The organism is uncultured Dysgonomonas sp. (assembly GCF_900079725.1).
Lineage (GTDB): Bacteria > Bacteroidota > Bacteroidia > Bacteroidales > Dysgonomonadaceae > Dysgonomonas.
The window spans coordinates 3,086,785-3,103,580 of the sequence record NZ_LT599032.1 but is presented as its reverse complement, the minus strand read 5'-3'; the positions used below and the strand labels follow the sequence as shown (position 1 = coordinate 3,103,580).

13 protein-coding genes are annotated in these 16,796 nt (G+C 40.6%); 5 read left to right on the top strand and 8 right to left on the bottom strand.

Translation table 11 applies throughout. The features are described 5' to 3' along the window. Nucleotides 1-131 precede the first annotated feature (131 nt). Nucleotides 132-2,939, bottom strand: a complete 2,808-nt coding sequence (locus QZL88_RS13030) for a TonB-dependent receptor (RefSeq protein WP_296941779.1) — start codon at nucleotides 2,937-2,939, stop codon at nucleotides 132-134. A 249-nt stretch (nucleotides 2,940-3,188) separates the two neighbouring features. Here QZL88_RS13030 and QZL88_RS13025 point away from each other — a divergent pair, with 249 nt between their 5' ends. From QZL88_RS13025 to QZL88_RS13010, 4 genes are all read left to right on the top strand, one after another. After that, on the top strand, nucleotides 3,189-5,693 hold the full coding sequence (locus QZL88_RS13025; RefSeq protein ID WP_296941777.1) for a DNA translocase FtsK: 2,505 nt from the start codon (nucleotides 3,189-3,191) through the stop codon (nucleotides 5,691-5,693). Between the two features lie 132 nt (nucleotides 5,694-5,825). Continuing rightward, nucleotides 5,826-6,464, top strand: coding sequence for a LolA-like putative outer membrane lipoprotein chaperone (locus QZL88_RS13020; protein ID WP_296941775.1), 639 nt, complete (start codon nucleotides 5,826-5,828; stop codon nucleotides 6,462-6,464). A gap of 111 nt (nucleotides 6,465-6,575) precedes the next feature. After that, nucleotides 6,576-7,517 (top strand): thioredoxin-disulfide reductase, encoded by a 942-nt coding sequence (gene trxB / locus QZL88_RS13015; protein ID WP_296941774.1) that lies wholly within the window; start codon nucleotides 6,576-6,578, stop codon nucleotides 7,515-7,517. Between the two features lie 95 nt (nucleotides 7,518-7,612). Next, on the top strand, nucleotides 7,613-8,269 hold the full coding sequence (locus QZL88_RS13010; protein WP_296941772.1) for a helix-hairpin-helix domain-containing protein: 657 nt from the start codon (nucleotides 7,613-7,615) through the stop codon (nucleotides 8,267-8,269). On the opposite strand, the gene QZL88_RS13005 is transcribed toward QZL88_RS13010, so the two are convergent. Genes QZL88_RS13005 through QZL88_RS12985 form a run of 5 tightly spaced genes read right to left on the bottom strand, consistent with a single transcriptional unit; the run spans nucleotide 8,266 to nucleotide 12,041 of the window. Continuing rightward, the gene (locus tag QZL88_RS13005) at nucleotides 8,266-8,916 is read right to left on the bottom strand and encodes a response regulator transcription factor (RefSeq protein ID WP_296941770.1); all 651 of its coding nucleotides are present in this window, start codon (nucleotides 8,914-8,916) and stop codon (nucleotides 8,266-8,268) included. The two genes, QZL88_RS13010 and QZL88_RS13005, sit on opposite strands and share 4 nt — an antisense overlap. Nucleotides 8,917-8,958: 42 nt before the next feature. After that, nucleotides 8,959-9,783: an alpha/beta hydrolase family protein gene (locus tag QZL88_RS13000; RefSeq protein ID WP_296941768.1), complete on the bottom strand. Its 825-nt coding sequence runs from the start codon at nucleotides 9,781-9,783 to the stop codon at nucleotides 8,959-8,961. Nucleotides 9,784-9,813: 30 nt separating this feature from the next. Continuing rightward, nucleotides 9,814-10,638: an alpha/beta hydrolase family protein gene (locus QZL88_RS12995; protein WP_296941767.1), complete on the bottom strand. Its 825-nt coding sequence runs from the start codon at nucleotides 10,636-10,638 to the stop codon at nucleotides 9,814-9,816. Nucleotide 10,639: 1 nt separating this feature from the next. Further along, entirely contained in the window at nucleotides 10,640-11,047 is a 408-nt protein-coding gene (locus QZL88_RS12990) for a hypothetical protein (RefSeq protein ID WP_296941766.1), read from the bottom strand. Between the two features lie 4 nt (nucleotides 11,048-11,051). Next, nucleotides 11,052-12,041 carry a lysylphosphatidylglycerol synthase transmembrane domain-containing protein gene (locus QZL88_RS12985; RefSeq protein WP_296941765.1) on the bottom strand — a complete coding sequence of 330 codons (990 nt, stop codon included), beginning with the start codon at nucleotides 12,039-12,041 and terminating at the stop codon, nucleotides 11,052-11,054. A 395-nt stretch (nucleotides 12,042-12,436) separates the two neighbouring features. Between QZL88_RS12985 and pbpC the strand changes: the two genes are divergently transcribed. Further along, complete coding sequence (pbpC, locus tag QZL88_RS12980; RefSeq protein WP_296941763.1) at nucleotides 12,437-14,830, top strand: penicillin-binding protein 1C; 2,394 nt, start codon at nucleotides 12,437-12,439, stop codon at nucleotides 14,828-14,830. A 337-nt stretch (nucleotides 14,831-15,167) separates the two neighbouring features. On the opposite strand, the gene rplQ is transcribed toward pbpC, so the two are convergent. Both rplQ and QZL88_RS12970 read right to left on the bottom strand, forming a co-directional pair. Then, the gene (gene rplQ / locus QZL88_RS12975) at nucleotides 15,168-15,788 is read right to left on the bottom strand and encodes a 50S ribosomal protein L17 (protein ID WP_296941761.1); all 621 of its coding nucleotides are present in this window, start codon (nucleotides 15,786-15,788) and stop codon (nucleotides 15,168-15,170) included. A gap of 8 nt (nucleotides 15,789-15,796) precedes the next feature. Further along, complete coding sequence (locus QZL88_RS12970; RefSeq protein ID WP_006800234.1) at nucleotides 15,797-16,789, bottom strand: DNA-directed RNA polymerase subunit alpha; 993 nt, start codon at nucleotides 16,787-16,789, stop codon at nucleotides 15,797-15,799. Between the last annotated feature and the right edge of the window lie 7 nt (nucleotides 16,790-16,796).

Here is a 16,796-nt window from a genome sequence, read left to right as displayed (position 1 = left end):
CTTTCCGGGCAATCACCATTACTAGGTATATACAGAAATAACAATACCTACATATAGGTATTATATATATGCAATAGAAAAATATTATAACTAAAAAATCCGCAACATTTGTTACGGATTTGATTATATAGTTAGAACATCGGGCCACCGGGACCTCTACCTCCACCGGGACCAAATCGGCGTCCTCCACCAGGACCTTCCATATCGCTGCTCTTCGCCCCGCCTTTAAAGGATTGGAAACGAATAGTAAGCCCCACCATGAAATAACTGCTAATAGTATTATAAGTACTATAAGTTATATTGTTGGCATTCGAACTACGGGAGATGTTGCTCTGATCCTGAAGTATATCATATATCTTAAAGCGTAAAGTCGCCGGAAGGCTGACAGCTCCTGATTCTTTCTTAATCTTTATATTAAACTCTTTGGCCAGAGAAGCATTCCATATCCATGAATTTTCCTGATAGCCTCCGGTATATCCCGAATTGGATGAATAGTTCAAATCGCTTTCAAGGACAAAATTATATGGCAGATACCAGGAAAAATCACCCCCTCCGCCATAATTATAAATCTCCTGATTTTTAAGCGATTCATTCTGTGTAGATGACAAGGAATTTCTGGTATTCTCGTAAGAAATATTACCTCTGATATTGAATTGAAATTTATCAGAGTTAAACTTTAACCCAAGACCTTCACTGATACTATATGTATTGGCCGTATTCTTTTGAGGGTCTCCCCCGTCACGATCCGATATGAATGTATTATCACGGTTATAGTTACCGAATGTACGTGTATTAATAGAAAAGCGCTTGTTCCTCAACGGAGTGTTGTACATAAACATGAGCCGTCCCGTCATATTTCCATCGATATTCTCATAAGTAGTATTCCGGCTATTACCCTCTCCGATACGTGTAATACTTGCTATGGCATTCGTCGTATATCTCACATCTGCAAAACTCATTATCGACGATGCTTTTTCCGGGATGTATTTTTGATAACGTATATTCAACCTGTGTTCGAAACTTGGTTTCAGATTAGGATTACCCCGAGTAGTATCGGTTGCACTCTGTGAGATGATACCATCATAGAGCTGATCTGTTGATGCCTGACTGGTTTGTCCATTATATCTTATCCGGAGGTTATGGCGTTTATCCCACAAATAATTTAGTTCCAGACGCGGAGCAAAATTCACAAAATTCCTTGCCCTGTCTCTATTTTCCTCCATATTTGGCTGTGTAACGGAAGTTTGGGAACGCGATGGCTCCAACCCCACGCCAACAGTATAATTATACTTCTGACGGCGGGCCTGAAAGTTTAACGATATATTCTGATTAAGGAAATCATTTTTTGTATTACGGGTATAATCTTCTGCTATAACCGTATATTTTCCCGAAGCATCCTTCTCATATGTTTTTTTATCCGTTTCGGAATGAGTATTTCTTATGTTATAGGCCAGTTCCAGGAAATTATTACGTCCGATAGGCTCCAGATAAGATAACCGTGCACGCCAGTTGTAACTATTATTTTTTTGGTTATAGATCTGATCCTGTATTCTCGATTCGCCTGCATTATAATAATCCGTTATTGAATAAGTGATACCATCTGTATCCCCATCTGACAATCCGCCGGACAGTTCTACTGTAACAGATCTCCCTTTACTATTCAATTTTCTGTTTACCAATAAATTTCCATCCAACCGAAGGGTATGCCCATCGGATGACGATTCCGAGTTAGCGCGGAAGTTATCTTTTTCGCTGGAAGCAGTTGTACGCTCCGACTCACTCATAGAAAACTGATTCGATTTCGAATATGAAAGGTTGGGGCGAAATATGATATTAGTCAAGCTGTCGGGTGCCCATTCAAACTTGAACCTGCCATTCATGTTCTTATTATTGTTGTTCTGCGACGAAGTCCTATTTTCAATCATATCACTGCTTGTATATGTCGTGTTGCTTGTCGTTTCCACATTATTATCAGTACCCCTGTACTGGGCATCACCGTCATACTTAAATTTCTTGGAAGGCTCCATGGCAACATTCACTCCTCCCATTGTTGTTTCGGTGAGTCCTCTGTTGTTTCCCCAGCCACGTCCGCCGCCACCGCCACCGCCGGCATTGTTATTATTATTGAAATTGCCCAGAGCCGAAAGACGGTTGTCCCCTCTGGCCACATTGACAAATCCATTAGCTTCGTATCGGTCTTTATTTCCATATCCCCCCGATACCGTACCCATCACTCCTTCTTTCATTCCGGGCTTTACTACCAGATTTATCACAGTTTGCTCTTCACCATCATCGAAGCCTGTAAGTAGGGCCATATCTGATTTTTGATCCAGTACCTGTAATTTCTCTACCATTTTGGCCGGTAAATTCTCGGATGCGGTCTTAGGATCTTCACTAAAAAACTCTTTTCCATCTACAAGAATCTTGGATATATCTTTTCCGTTTACGGTTATTTTACCATCCGAATCTATCTCTGCTCCGGGTATTTTCTTTATAAGATCGCCCAACACCGCACTTTCCTGTACCTTATATGCCGCAGCATTATATTCTGCAGTATCCCCCTTTATAATTATTTCAGGAGCTTTGGCTTCTACTGTGGCCTCACTCAACAAAATACCGTCTTCTTTCAGATATACATTTCCTATTGCGGTTTTCGTCCTTGTATTTACAGCAAAATATTGCTCCAGATAGCCAAGAAACGAAACATGAACCAGATAGTTCCCCGGTTTTACAGCTACACTGAATTTTCCTGTTGCATTCGTAGCGGCACCTGTCACATAAGCACTATCCTTTACATTCAGCACACGGATGCTCGCCAATTCAATTTCTTCTTTGGTACCGTCATCAAATACGGTCCCTGTTATATTTATCGTCTGGGATTGTACACTCAATTGAAAAAACATGCACAAAAAGAGAAGCAGGGGAATATTCCTTTTCATTATTTCCTTATATCTAATTTTTATTTACCTGACATGTCTGACTCTATTAATTAGAAAAGGTTTAATTTAAATTCGCTTTTTTAATAAAAAAGTACCAGATATTATAAATTTTGTATTCTTTTAATTTTAAATTCTTTTACAAAAGATAAAAAAAGGCTGCGTCGTTCCTTTCTAAAAAAGCGTTATATTTGTGTTCTATATTATTACAAAAAATTAAAGAGATAAAGAGTATTCGTCTCACTTCACCATATGGCTAAAAAAACAGTCCAGAAAAAGAAAACCCCTAGTAAAGGCGCTCAATTTTTAGAGTTTATAAAAAAAGAACGCACCAGATTCCTGTTAGGCGTATGCCTTGCATTTATCGGAGCATATATATTATTGGGGCAGGTATCATTCTTCGTTACCGGAGCCGCCGACCAAAGCAAGGTTGTAAACAGATATTTCTTCGACCTCATATCCCATAAGCAACAGATATCCAACTGGACAGGTGTTGCCGGCGCTTTTATAGCAGAGAAATTTATAAACCAGTGGTTCGGGATTTTTTCATTACTGATCCCTGTCTATTTTATACTGATGGGACTAAAAATGATGCGGGTAATAAACATATCCGCCATCCGTACATTCCTGCTTATGGCTTTCGCCATGATCTGGGGTTCTATAACAAGTGCCTTTACCTTATCCCGGATTTTCCCCGACAGCCATATTATATGGGGCGGAGCACACGGGCAATACATTGAACAAACCCTGGAAGCCGCACTGGGAATACCCGGCGTACTGATGATTATCGTCTTATTACTGATTATATTCCTCATTATTACTAAAAAGGCATCTATGGAGTTTTTCCGGGGGCTGTTCAAAAATCCGTTGAAAAATAATTCAGCACAGGATATAGATCCTGAACTTGAAAATTTCTATGAAGAAGAAATAGAGGAAGAAGAACCTGTGAAAGAAAAGAAAAGCTGGTTTAGCTTCTTTAAAAGAAAAAAAGAGGACAAGGCTACTGAAGATGAAGACAATAGAGATATCCTTGACGAAGATTCCGAAATACGCACAATAGAAAATACAAAACCAAAAAAGACTGCGACAACTGTAAAAATAGATCAGGACTTCGAGATTGTTGTACCGAAAGATGAAGAATTTATTCAGCCAGTAAGAAATACAGAGACACATCCTCCAAAACCAGCAGAACCTGTTTTACCGGCCCTCGATGGAGATACCGATATGTTGCCCGAAGGTGAAGAGATGGAGGACTACGACCCGACGAAAGACCTGTCCAACTTCCATTTTCCATCTACCGAACTGCTGAAAATATATGACACCACAGGCAAAGGAGTGGACATGGAAGAACAGAATGCCAATAAGAGCAAGATTATAACTACCCTGCAAAATTATGGCATAGAAATCACTTCTATCAAAGCAACCGTAGGACCTACAATCACATTATATGAAATAGTACCGAAAGCCGGAGTCCGAATTTCGAAAATCCGTAATCTGGAAGACGATATAGCCCTGAGTTTATCAGCCTTAGGTATTCGCATCATTGCACCAATGCCGGGTAAAGGCACAATCGGGATAGAAGTACCAAACAAAGACCCGCAAATCGTATCCATGCAGTCGGTGATTGCCTCCCGCAGGTTTCAGGAATGCGCATACGATCTGCCTGTTGCTTTGGGTAAAACCATTACTAATGAGATATTCATGTTCGACCTCTGCAAGATGCCGCACTTACTGGTTGCCGGAGCTACAGGACAAGGAAAATCGGTAGGGCTGAATGCCATCATCACATCATTGCTTTACAAGAAACATCCGGCCGAGATGAAAATGGTATTAGTAGACCCTAAAATGGTGGAATTCAACATTTACTCTACAATAGAGAAGCACTATCTGGCAAAATTGCCTGATGCAGAAAAAGCCATTATCACAGATGTGAGCAAAGTAACCCAGACCCTTAACTCTCTGACAAAGGAGATGGACGACCGCTACGAATTGTTGATGAATGCCGGAGTGCGTAACATAAAAGAATATAACGAAAAATTCCGTAAGCGCCGTTTGAACCCGTTGAAAGGTCACCGCTTCCTGCCATACCTGGTTATCATTATAGACGAGTTTGGCGACCTGATTATGACCGCCGGAAAAGAAATAGAAATGCCTATCGCCCGTATAGCACAGAAAGCTCGTGCAGTAGGTATGCATATGGTCATTGCCACCCAGCGCCCGACAACAAACATCATCACGGGTACAATAAAGGCCAACTTCCCTGCCCGCATGGCTTTCCGTGTTACATCACAGATAGACTCGCGTACTATTCTGGATATGTCCGGTGCAAACCAGCTGATAGGACGTGGAGACTTACTCTTTTCACAAGGTAGTGATCTGGTCCGTATCCAATGCGCCTTTGTAGACACTCCGGAGGTAGAAGGAATAGCCCAGTATATCGGTAACCAGCAAGGATATTCACATGCTTTCGAATTACCTGAATATGTGGGTGAAGGCGGAGAAGATAAAATAGGCAATATAGATCTTAACGACCGTGATCCGCTCTTTGATGAAGCTGCACGCCTGATAGTCGTACACCAACAAGGTTCAACCTCACTTATTCAGCGGAAATTCTCTATCGGATACAACCGTGCCGGACGCCTTATGGACCAGCTTGAAGCTGCAGGTATCGTAGGCCCTACACAAGGCAGCAAAGCCCGTGATGTACTGATTGCCGATGAGTATAGCCTGGAACAGAAGTTGAGTGCATTTAATTAGAAGATAATTCCAATCGGTAGTTGAATCATTGTAGTATAAAATTGTTCAGAAACAATTCCTAATTGCTTTCCGCTATATTTAAACTTTTCTGTTTATTAATTGTCTATATTTGTATACTAAACAGAACGAGATATGAAAATCAAATTATTCGCATTATTTATCCTTATCACATTCACAGTAGGATTATCTGCACAAAATGCCCGTGAGATATTAGACAAAGCATCGGAAACATATAATAAAGCAGGCGCTGTTACAGCAACTTTCACACTGGATTCGAAAGACACAAAAGCTCAGTCAATGCACAGTTATGATGGCAAAGCTTTTATGAAGGGTAATAAATTCAGGATAGAAATCCCTGATGCCATTACATGGTTTGATGGAACAACCCAATGGGTATATATAAAAGATACCGAAGAGGTGAACATAAGTAATCCTACAGGTGAAGAATTGCAGGCAATCAGCCCTTCGGTGTTATTCAATATATATAAAAAAGGATTTAACCTGTCGTATAAAGGAGAAAAAAGGATGAACGGCAAATCATTATATGAGGTAGAACTGATACCTCAGAAAAAGGGTGGAGATTTTACTAAAATAGCCGTATTAATAGATAAAGCAAGTAATATCTTCTCAAAGATCACAGTCACCGATAAAGTCGGTATAGAAAACATACTTACTATTAAGAATTACCAAGCGGGGAGCAACTTGAACGATGATGTATTCCAGTTCCATAAAAAGGACTTTCCCAGAGCCGAAATTGTCGATTTAAGATAAATAGATTCTGTTTATCATACTATAAAAAATATGATATAGATAAGCTTTGAGTCAATAAATATTTTCTATACATTTGCATTAAATATAAACAAAACATATAAATCTCACAACATGAACGAAAAAGTACGTTGCCTGATTATCGGTTCAGGTCCCGCAGGATATACTGCTGCTATTTATGCATCAAGAGCAAACCTATCACCTGTACTTTACGAAGGAATACAACCCGGAGGACAGTTGACCACAACTACCGAAGTGGAGAATTTTCCCGGTTATCCGGAGGGTATCACAGGCCCCGAACTGATGGAAGACCTGAAAAAGCAGGCTACACGTTTTGGCGCCGATATTCGTTTTGGAATTGCCACATCTGTAGATTTCACCAGTTACCCCCGTAAAGTAACTATCGATGGAGAAAAAGTGATAGAAACCGATAGTGTAATTATCGCTACCGGAGCCAGTGCTAAATATCTCGGATTACCTGATGAAACAAAATATGCAGGAATGGGAGTTTCTGCCTGCGCAACATGCGACGGATTCTTCTACCGCAAGAAAGTGGTAGCCGTAGTAGGTGGAGGAGACACAGCCTGCGAAGAAGCTATATATTTGGCCGGACTGGCAGAAAAAGTCTATCTGATTGTACGCAAGCCTTATCTCCGCGCATCGAAAGTAATGCAGGACAGGGCAATGCAGAATCCTAAGATAGAAATTTTGTTTGAGTGTAATGCTGTAGGACTATTCGGTGAAAACGGTGTTGAAGGAGCCCATATAGTAAAACATCAGGGAGAAGCAAACGAAGAAAAATTTGATATCAAGATCGACGGATTCTTCCTTGCCATTGGTCACAAACCGAATACAGATATATTTAAAGACCAACTTAACCTCGACTCTGTAGGTTATATCCTTACCGAACCTGGTACACCTAAAACATGTATAGAGGGGGTATTCGCAGCGGGTGACGTAGCCGATTCGCACTATCGCCAGGCTATTACTGCCGCAGGTACAGGATGTCAGGCGGCGATAGAAGCTGAGAGATATCTGAGCGAAAGAGGGTTATAATATATCCGATATATAAAATTTAAGGAAAGTCTACGGGAGCCATATCCGTAGACTTTTTTTATTACTTTTGGTGTTCCAACACATAAATAACCTTGATGAACTGGAAAGACTACTTATACTTTCAGAAACGGGACAGAGTCGCCATTATATTACTGCTTGTCCTTATCACCCTTACGGGAGGGATATATATTTTTACCAGACCACAACAAAAAGCAGATAAAGAAGAGGCTAAACCTTCCGGAGTACGAGTAATAACAAATACTGATACTCTATATAGTAATACAGTTTCTACTCCCTCTGAGCAAAATAAAGATAAAGCATCGGACTATCCCTATCAGAAAAAATTAGAGACAGGGAGAACTGTAGAACTTAATACTGCCGACACCACATCGCTGAAAAAGATACCCGGGATAGGAACCGGATTCGCAAACCGGATAGTCAAGTATCGCAACCTGTTAGGAGGCTTTGCTGATATCACACAACTGAAAGAGGTCTGGGGACTGGATAATGAATTGTATGACAAAATTATGCCTTACATTACACTTATACCCCAAGTAAAGAAGATGAAAGTCAACTCGGCAGACTTCAACGAATTGATCAGACATCCCTATATAGATTATAAGCAAGCTAAAATCATTGTGGACATCAGAGAAAGGAAAGGCAGGATAGAATCACTAAAACGCCTGCGCTTGCTTGAAGAATTTAGTGACGATGATATCAAAAGGCTTACACCTTATCTTTCCTTTGACTAGATATAATATTCGGCGAGGTCTACCAGTCCGGCACGCATAGCATACTTAATAGCCTCATGCACATTGTTTACCTCCAGTTTACGGAAAATATTCTTTCGGTGGGTGATGATCGTATGAAAGCTAAGATTGCGGTTAGATGCTATTTCTTTCGTAGTCCGTCCTAATGCTATCTCCTTGAGTATTTCTTTCTCTGTAACAGTAAGAATATGATCCAGCGATTCGGTCACAGGCTTCTGGCTTTGCAAAAGCTGATTCGTAACACGTCCGCAGATAAAACGTTCGCCACGGAATATATGCAGCAAGCCCATATTTATCTCATCCAGTTCGCATGACTTCAGGACGACACTAAACGACTCACTGCTCATAATCAGGCGACGGAGAAAGTCATAACTCAACTCTTCGGAAAACAACAGCCAACGGGACTGAGAAAATCTGTAGCCTACATTTAGCAGTTCGTCCACACTCCCAAAATCGGAGAGTGTATAATCCAGTATCACAACGGCATCGGGGGTAGTTGTAAGCATCTTTACCAGATCGCCCTTACTGTCGGCGACCTGAACAGATGATGCCTTGTTGGTATCACTTATAAGGGTTTCTATCCCAATACGTGTGATATCCTGCCTGTCGACTATAATTACATCTTTCATCCCAATCTTTAGCGATTTGATATGATTAAAGCTCAAAGATAGTTATTTCCGTCCAAAGAATTTTGAAAAAAACATCATTTGATAATCCACGGCATTGTTCCAGTAGTCATGTGTATGTGCTCCCGGACGTACAATATAATCGTGAGGAATATTCATATACAACATTTTCTTGTGCAGTTCTTCATTTACATTATAAAAAAAGTCATTCACGCCACAGTCTATTATAATGGCCAGTGAGTTCGGCTCTATCTTATACAATTGGTCTATAACAGTATGTTCATTCCATTGCTCTTCATTCTCTTTATATTTTCCAAGCCAGCTTTTCATTTCCCAATTGTTGGGAAAAGGACGGATATCTACCCCTCCACTCATAGAACCGCATGCACCAAACACATCATTATGATTGATTCCAAGCCACAGGCCGCCATGACCACCCATACTGAAACCCGTTACAGCGCGCCCTTTTGGCGAAGCTACAGTATTGTAATGTTCATCTATATACTTAATCAACTCGGAGCTTACATATGTTTCAAATTGCATTGACGGATCAACAGGGCTATCCCAGTACCAGCTATTCTGCCCGTCGGGGCAAACCACGATCATCTGCCAACGCGTAGCATCCTGAGGCAAACTCTTTTTAGTACCGTTTACCCACGTGTCATATCGTCCTCCATAGCCATGCAAAAGGTAAAGAACCGGGTACTTCGCGGGATTACTCTTGTCATATCCTTCCGGCAGAACGACTACATTTTTGATAGTCTTATTCATCTTAGGACTGAATACCTGAATGGTATCTACTGTTTGCGAAAACAATGGCAGGCAGGCTATAGCTACCAGCAAAGTTAAAGTTGTAAATAGTTTTTTCATTTTTGTTAGATTATTTAGTTATTCGGTTTATCAGTTACTCTTATTAAAAAAGCCGAAGAAAAACTGTAGTTGTTTTACAATAGCTTTGTTCCAGTATTTACGGTCATGTCCTCCGGATTCTACAATATATTCATGCTGAATACCTTTATTTAGCATTGACTGATGGAGCTGTCCGTTTACATACAGAAATTGATCTTCAAATCCACAGTCGATAATTATAGATAAAGTTTTTGGCTTTAGTTTATTAGTCATGTTGATAATAACATTTTCATCCCATCGTTTTTTATTTGTGGCATAACCACCCAACTGGCTACTCAGTTTATATACCTTTGGGAAGGGACGGAAATCCACAGCGCCACTCATAGACCCACATGCACCGAAAACACCGGGATGAAGGATAGCCAGACGCAAAGCCCCGTAACCGCCCATACTGAATCCCGATATGGCACGAGCCAAGGATGAGGGTATTGTTTTGTATTTATTGTCTATCGACTCTACCAGTTCCTTTGTTATGTATGTTTCGAATTGTGAAGCAGGGTTTACCGAACTATCGAGATACCAGCTATTTTCCCCGTTGGGGCATACGATTATCATATTATATTTGGTTACGTCATCAGGCAATTCTTTCCTTATAACCTTCGTCCATGAGGTATGATCGGCCTGTACACCATGAAGAAGATAGAGTACCGGATATTTTATGGTGTCCTGCCTGTTATATCCGGCAGGAAGAATGACCAGATTCTTTATATCCCTTTCCATCTTTTTACTGAATACCTCAATAGTATCAACAGTCTGCCCAGTGAGACTGCCGATAAAGAAAAGCAAGGAAAATAATATACAAAGACTCTTTTTCATATCATCTGAATATACCCCAGTTATCATTCAATTTCTTTAAGGTCGGACCTTCTTTATTTTCTGATTCTTCAAGGCCTTTTACACAATATCGATATTCGAATGGAGGAATATAATTCTCAAAATCAACATTCAAATGAATTATAGCAGTATCCTCCGTATCATATGTTATCCAATATCTTCGCACCGATAATTTCTTTTTCAACGAGTCTATTATTCTGAGATCTTCATCTTCACTTGATGTCGATATCTTATCTTTTAGCAATTCGAAAGAGAATCTGTTATCTTCATAAAACATCGTTATTTTTTCTTCTTCCGTATACCAGAATCGCTGGTAAGATATATAAAGCAATGCAGCTATTAAACATAGTGTAAATATTCCTCTGGTCGATCTGTTCCTTCTGTTGCTCATATAATCAATCCTCTTTCTTTCCAAACGATTTCTTCACCCATCCCGGTACAATTACAGCACCTACAAACAGGTAATTGTAGTAAGTAAGTAGCCGCCACAGCAGGATTATAACAGGTACTACACCTGCCAATGGTATAAATTCGCTCAGGTACTGTTTGAATATAAATTCCGTAAACCCGCTTCCTCCGGGTGTAGGACTAACTACCATAACAACCCACATAACAAACTGACGGGCAAAAATCAACAGATTGTCATGCACCTGAAAGAATGCCATAAAAATAGCATTCACTACCAGATAACGTGAACTCCACGACAAGATAGTAGCCATTATCAGCGGAAACCAGTATGAAAAAGCCTTTCCTCTTATCTCCCTTGAGCTTACAATAAGATCATCTCCGGCTTTAACCGCACTTTTGTGCCAACGACGAAGAAAGGGTAGCCTGAATATCTTTATTATCAGCCAACGAATAGCCTGAGGTTTGAAGAATAACCCCACTATCAGTAACGTGCACAGAAGCATCTTGATAATGTAAGCAACAATGAAAAGCACCAACACCCCCGAGCCCAAAGCGGTATTGTCGGCAAACAAGGTATGGAAAGGGATAAATATCAGAAGCATAGGGAAGGTGACTACGAAAAACATCTCATCGAGCAGCAAAGTCACAAATACCATTGCCGTACTGCGCCCGACCGGTATTTTCTCTTTTGCCAAAAATAGCACAGCCATACTCGACCCCCCTACTACGGAAGGGGTGACAGCTGTTCCAAACTCGGCTAATAGGGTAACTTTGATACATTGTTTCCACGACAATTGCTTTTCGGTAAGGTAACGGTAACGGATTACAAAGCCGGTATCGCGCCCCAACATAAAACAGAAAGCAACAAAAATCCAGAAAATAGTATGTTCCGTAATTGTGATTTGTCTGAGATCATCCAGATTAAATTCACGGCTGAACATATAGATGATAACCCCCATGCCTATAAATGTAGGCACAAGTATTTTCCAAATACTAAAGCTTGAAGACTCCTTTCCCATCCGCAAAATCTGATGAATATACAAAAGTAAGAAAACATTTTATCTTTTTCTTTTCTTTTGTACATTTACAGTAAAGTATATGGAATTTGCAGAATATTAACTCTAAATAGGTTAGATAAAAAAATGAATGTTCTACAATCGTAATATTCTTACTTAACTTTATCTATAATATAATCAGTGGAAATTAGACAATAATGAACAGAAAAAGTAACAATTAAATATAGTGTAAAAAGTGTCAACTTTGTAAAGTTTTGAATTAACAATTAAAAAAAATAACAGCTTCCAAATTGTACAAAATGTGTCAAGTTTGTCAACTTTTAACAAATTAGAAGAATCGAAAAAAGATAGAAAGAATGGCAAGGCAATACCTACAAATTATAAAATCTTTCCTTATCCGCCAATGGGAACGATACAAGAGAGCAAAGAAGAAATACCAAATCGGTATTCCTCTGTGCCTTGTCTTACTTGTATGGTATATATTCTGTCTGCCATCGCCACTGTTCCATGTACCATACAGCACGGTGGTTTCGGACAAGCACGAAGAGTTATTGGGCGCACGTATCGCCAACGACCAGCAATGGCGATTCCCCACGTCCGATTCCATACCTGATAAATACAAGACCTGTCTGATAGAATTCGAAGACAGGCATTTCAACCGTCACTGGGGCGTAAATCCATTAGCTCTGGCCCGTGCTATAAAACAGAACATCAGTAGCGGACGGATTGTAAGCGGTGCCAGTACTATAACCATGCAGACTATCCGTCTCTCACGTAAAGAAAGCCGAACCTTTGGCGAAAAATTCATTGAGATGATCCTCGCCACCCGCCTCGAATTCTCATATTCGAAAAACGAAATACTTAACCTGTACGCCTCACATGCTCCTATGGGTGGAAATGTAGTAGGTATAGAGGCTGCGTCGTGGCGATATTTCGGACATCAGGCGGCGACTTTGTCCTGGGCAGAAGCAGCCACCCTTGCTGTACTGCCCAACTCTCCTACCCTGATGCACTTTGGTAAAAACAGAGACAAATTGCTTACTAAAAGAAACAGGTTGTTGGAGCTGTTGTACCAACGGGAAATACTGGATAAGGTGGATTACGAGCTGGCGATATCCGAACCCCTGCCCTTCCAGCCACATCCCCTGCCACAGGTAGCGCCACATCTTGTTACCCGCCTGTATAAAGAACAGGGAGGGAAGCATATAACAGCTACTATCGACAAATCGCAACAAGAACGTATCGAATCTGTTCTCAGCCGGTGGAACGCCGAATTTTCACAAAACGGGATAAAGAATATAGCAGCTATAGTATTCGACGTAGAAAAGAATGAGGTAGTGGCCTATTGCGGCAATGTAGACTTCGAAAAAAGCACATCGGCTAATCAGGTAGATGTGATACAGGCTCCACGTAGTACAGGGAGTATACTGAAACCATTTCTATATTGTGCGATGCTACAGGAAGGCGAACTACTACCTGATCAGCTCTTACCCGATGTACCGATCAATCTGAATGGCTTTGCGCCAAAGAATTTCAGCCTGCAATACGATGGAGCTGCACATGCTTCTGAGGCGCTTGCCCGTTCGCTCAATGTACCGTTTGTAGTTTCGCTACGCAAATATAGCGTCCCTAAATTCTACAACCTCCTAAAACGGGCAGGAATGACCACACTCAGTCGGACTGCTGACAACTATGGCCTATCGCTCATTTTAGGAGGCGCAGAAGGCAAGTTATGGGACATCAGCACCATGTATCTGCAAATGGCCCAACAGCTCAATATATTCAACCAGGAAGGCCGGTATTATGATATGAAGCAACCCTCATATATTTTTAATGAGAATAATAACGAAAAGGGAGATCGAAGTCCTGCTCCATTATTTTCAGCAGGAGCTATCTGGCAAACCTTCGAAGCTCTGACAAACGTAAACCGCCCCGAGGAGATAGACTGGCGCTCTATCCCTTCTATACAAAAAATAGCTTGGAAAACGGGAACCAGTTTTGGTTTCCGCGATGGGTGGGCAGTAGGTATCAGCCCCAAATACGTTGTGGGCGTATGGGTGGGAAACTCCGACGGAGAAGGCCGTCCGGGACTTACAGGTGCGCGCACAGCAGGTATGGTGATGTTCGATATATTCAACGTCCTGCCGCAAAGCCGCTGGTTTGCCAGACCGGAAAATGATCTTGTAAGAGTTGAAATATGCCACGAAAGCGGCTGCCTGAAAAGCATGAACTGTCCCGATACAGAAACCGATACGGTATGGGTAAGCAAAAAAGGACTGAACGGTGCGGTTTGCCCTTACCACAAATTGGTACATCTGTCCGAAGATATGAAGTATCAGGTATACGACGAATGCGCAGGTAAAAGAGGCATTATCCATACTTCATGGTTTATATTGCCTCCGTCGTGGGAATGGTATTACAAAGAGCAACACCCGGCATACCGTCCGTTGCCTGCATATTCACCCGAATGCAGGGAAGACTCTGATATAAGATTGATGGAGTTTATCTATCCTTTCCCGAATGCAATCATTAGCTTACCCAAGCAATTGGATGGCACTCCCGGCCAATTAATATTCGAACTGGCTCACCGTTCTTCGCAAAACCGGGTATTTTGGCATCTGGATGGACAATATATCGGAGAGACGAAAGGATTCCACAAAATGGAATATAGTCCGGCTAAGGGAGAGCACCGTTTGATAGCTGTTGATGAAAGCGGAGAAAGTATTTCTGTAAAATTTTCAATAAAATGATTATTTTTTACAACACACAAAATACTCATTAATAAATAATTAGATAATACACATTAGAACTTTGCAATATTTATTCATTTTTTTTTAATTCGTTATGCAACGTTTTACATATTTAGCCATCTTATAATTGTAGAGTAGTAAAAATATCTACTAGCGAATAGACAGACTTCCCAACCTTACACAGAGTTTTACAAACTACTTGGCTTCACATTCACATTCGCTACTTATGTGATGTTCTAAAAACAATAATTCGACAAAAGAGCTAGCTTTTATTAAGCAAAAAAAAGTATCCTGATCAGGATACTTTTTTTATTATATAAACAAGAGTATTAACCTCTTATTCTTCAGTCTTTGGCTTCTCTTCTGTAGCAGGAGCTTCAGGAGCCACTTCATCTACTACAGGCAAAGATCCCGGAGCAGCTTCTAATGCTTCTACTTCTTCCACAACCGGTGCTTCAGGAGCAACTACATCCTTCGCTTTTGCTTTAGGAGCCGCAGCGCCTTCAGGTTGGTCAGCAGCTTTCTTAGATCTACGGGTTCTACCTTTCGATGCAGCTTTCTTCTCCTTCAACATGTTTTCGTTATAGTCTACCAATTCGATAAAACACATAGATGCATTATCACCCAAACGATTACCTGTTTTGATGATACGGGTATATCCTCCCGGACGGTCAGCTACTTTCTGAGATATGTTCTGGAACAACTCAGTTATGGCAGCTTTAGTCTGATCGCTGTTTATTTTAAGATCCTGGAAAACCAGACGTCTCGAATGTGTTGTATCTTCTTTCGATTTTGTAATCATCGGCTCTATAACCTTCTTCAAAGCTTTCGCTTTGGCCACGGTCGTAAAGATACGTTTATTAGGGCTCATGATCAGAGATACACACATATTAGCCAGCATGGCATTTCTGTGTGAGCTGGTACGCCCTAAATGATTAAATTTTTTATTATGTCTCATGTCGCTTACTAATCTTTATCTAATTTATATTTAGAAATATCCATACCGAAAGACAGGCTCAGGCTATCCAATAGTTCATCAAGTTCGGTAAGTGATTTCTTACCAAAGTTTCTGAATTTAAGAAGATCATTCTTATTGAATTGCACTAATTCGCCCAGCGTTTCTACCTCTGCCGACTTCAAACAGTTAAGGGCACGAACCGAAAGGTTCATATCAGATAACTTAGTCTTAAGCAGCTGACGCATATGCAGAATTTCTTCATCGAATTCTTCGTTTCCATCTACTTCGCTTTGTTCAAGGAGAATCTTCTCATCAGAGAACAACATAAAGTGGTGGATAAGAATCTTTGCAGCTTCTTTCAATGCATCCTTTGGATGAATAGATCCGTCGGTTGCTATTTCTATAACAAGTTTCTCATAGTCCGTTTTTTGTTCTACACGATAATTTTCTATCGAGTATTTCACATTACGGATGGGAGTATAAATAGAATCAATAGCTATAACATTAACATCGTCGGACAGATTGCGATTTTCATCAGCAGGTACGTATCCACGGCCTTTGTTAATATTCAATTCGATTTGGAAGCTTGCGTTCTTGTCTAAATGACAGATTTCCAAGTCAGGGTTCAATACTTCAAATCCTGACAGATGCTTTCCAATATCTCCAGCTTTGAATACTTCGGCACCTGAGACTGTAATACTCACCTTCTCGTTTTCGATCTCTTCTACTATCTGCTTGAAACGTACTTGTTTCAGATTCAGAATGATATTTGTAACATCTTCTATAACTCCCGGTACGGTGGCAAATTCATGTTCAACACCGTCGATTTTTATAGAAGTGATAGCAAAACCTTCAAGAGATGAAAGCAGAATACGGCGTAAAGCATTACCAACGGTAATACCATATCCGGGTTCTAAGGGACGAAATTCGAATTTTCCGAAGAAATCGTCCGCTTCTAACATCAATACTTTATCCGGTTTTTGAAATGCTAATATAGCCATGAATTTA

What these genes read in the sequence shown, in the direction of transcription:
- QZL88_RS13030 (WP_296941779.1), bottom strand. Translation starts at nt 2,939, where the DNA reads ATGAAAAGGAATATTCCCCTGCTTCTCTTTTTGTGCATGTTTTTTCAA.
- QZL88_RS13025 (WP_296941777.1), top strand. Translation starts at nt 3,189, where the DNA reads ATGGCTAAAAAAACAGTCCAGAAAAAGAAAACCCCTAGTAAAGGCGCT.
- QZL88_RS13020 (WP_296941775.1), top strand. Translation starts at nt 5,826, where the DNA reads ATGAAAATCAAATTATTCGCATTATTTATCCTTATCACATTCACAGTA.
- trxB (WP_296941774.1), top strand. Translation starts at nt 6,576, where the DNA reads ATGAACGAAAAAGTACGTTGCCTGATTATCGGTTCAGGTCCCGCAGGA.
- QZL88_RS13010 (WP_296941772.1), top strand. Translation starts at nt 7,613, where the DNA reads ATGAACTGGAAAGACTACTTATACTTTCAGAAACGGGACAGAGTCGCC.
- QZL88_RS13005 (WP_296941770.1), bottom strand. Translation starts at nt 8,916, where the DNA reads ATGAAAGATGTAATTATAGTCGACAGGCAGGATATCACACGTATTGGG.
- QZL88_RS13000 (WP_296941768.1), bottom strand. Translation starts at nt 9,783, where the DNA reads ATGAAAAAACTATTTACAACTTTAACTTTGCTGGTAGCTATAGCCTGC.
- QZL88_RS12995 (WP_296941767.1), bottom strand. Translation starts at nt 10,638, where the DNA reads ATGAAAAAGAGTCTTTGTATATTATTTTCCTTGCTTTTCTTTATCGGC.
- QZL88_RS12990 (WP_296941766.1), bottom strand. Translation starts at nt 11,047, where the DNA reads ATGAGCAACAGAAGGAACAGATCGACCAGAGGAATATTTACACTATGT.
- pbpC (WP_296941763.1), top strand. Translation starts at nt 12,437, where the DNA reads ATGGCAAGGCAATACCTACAAATTATAAAATCTTTCCTTATCCGCCAA.
- rplQ (WP_296941761.1), bottom strand. Translation starts at nt 15,788, where the DNA reads ATGAGACATAATAAAAAATTTAATCATTTAGGGCGTACCAGCTCACAC.
- QZL88_RS12970 (WP_006800234.1), bottom strand. Translation starts at nt 16,789, where the DNA reads ATGGCTATATTAGCATTTCAAAAACCGGATAAAGTATTGATGTTAGAA.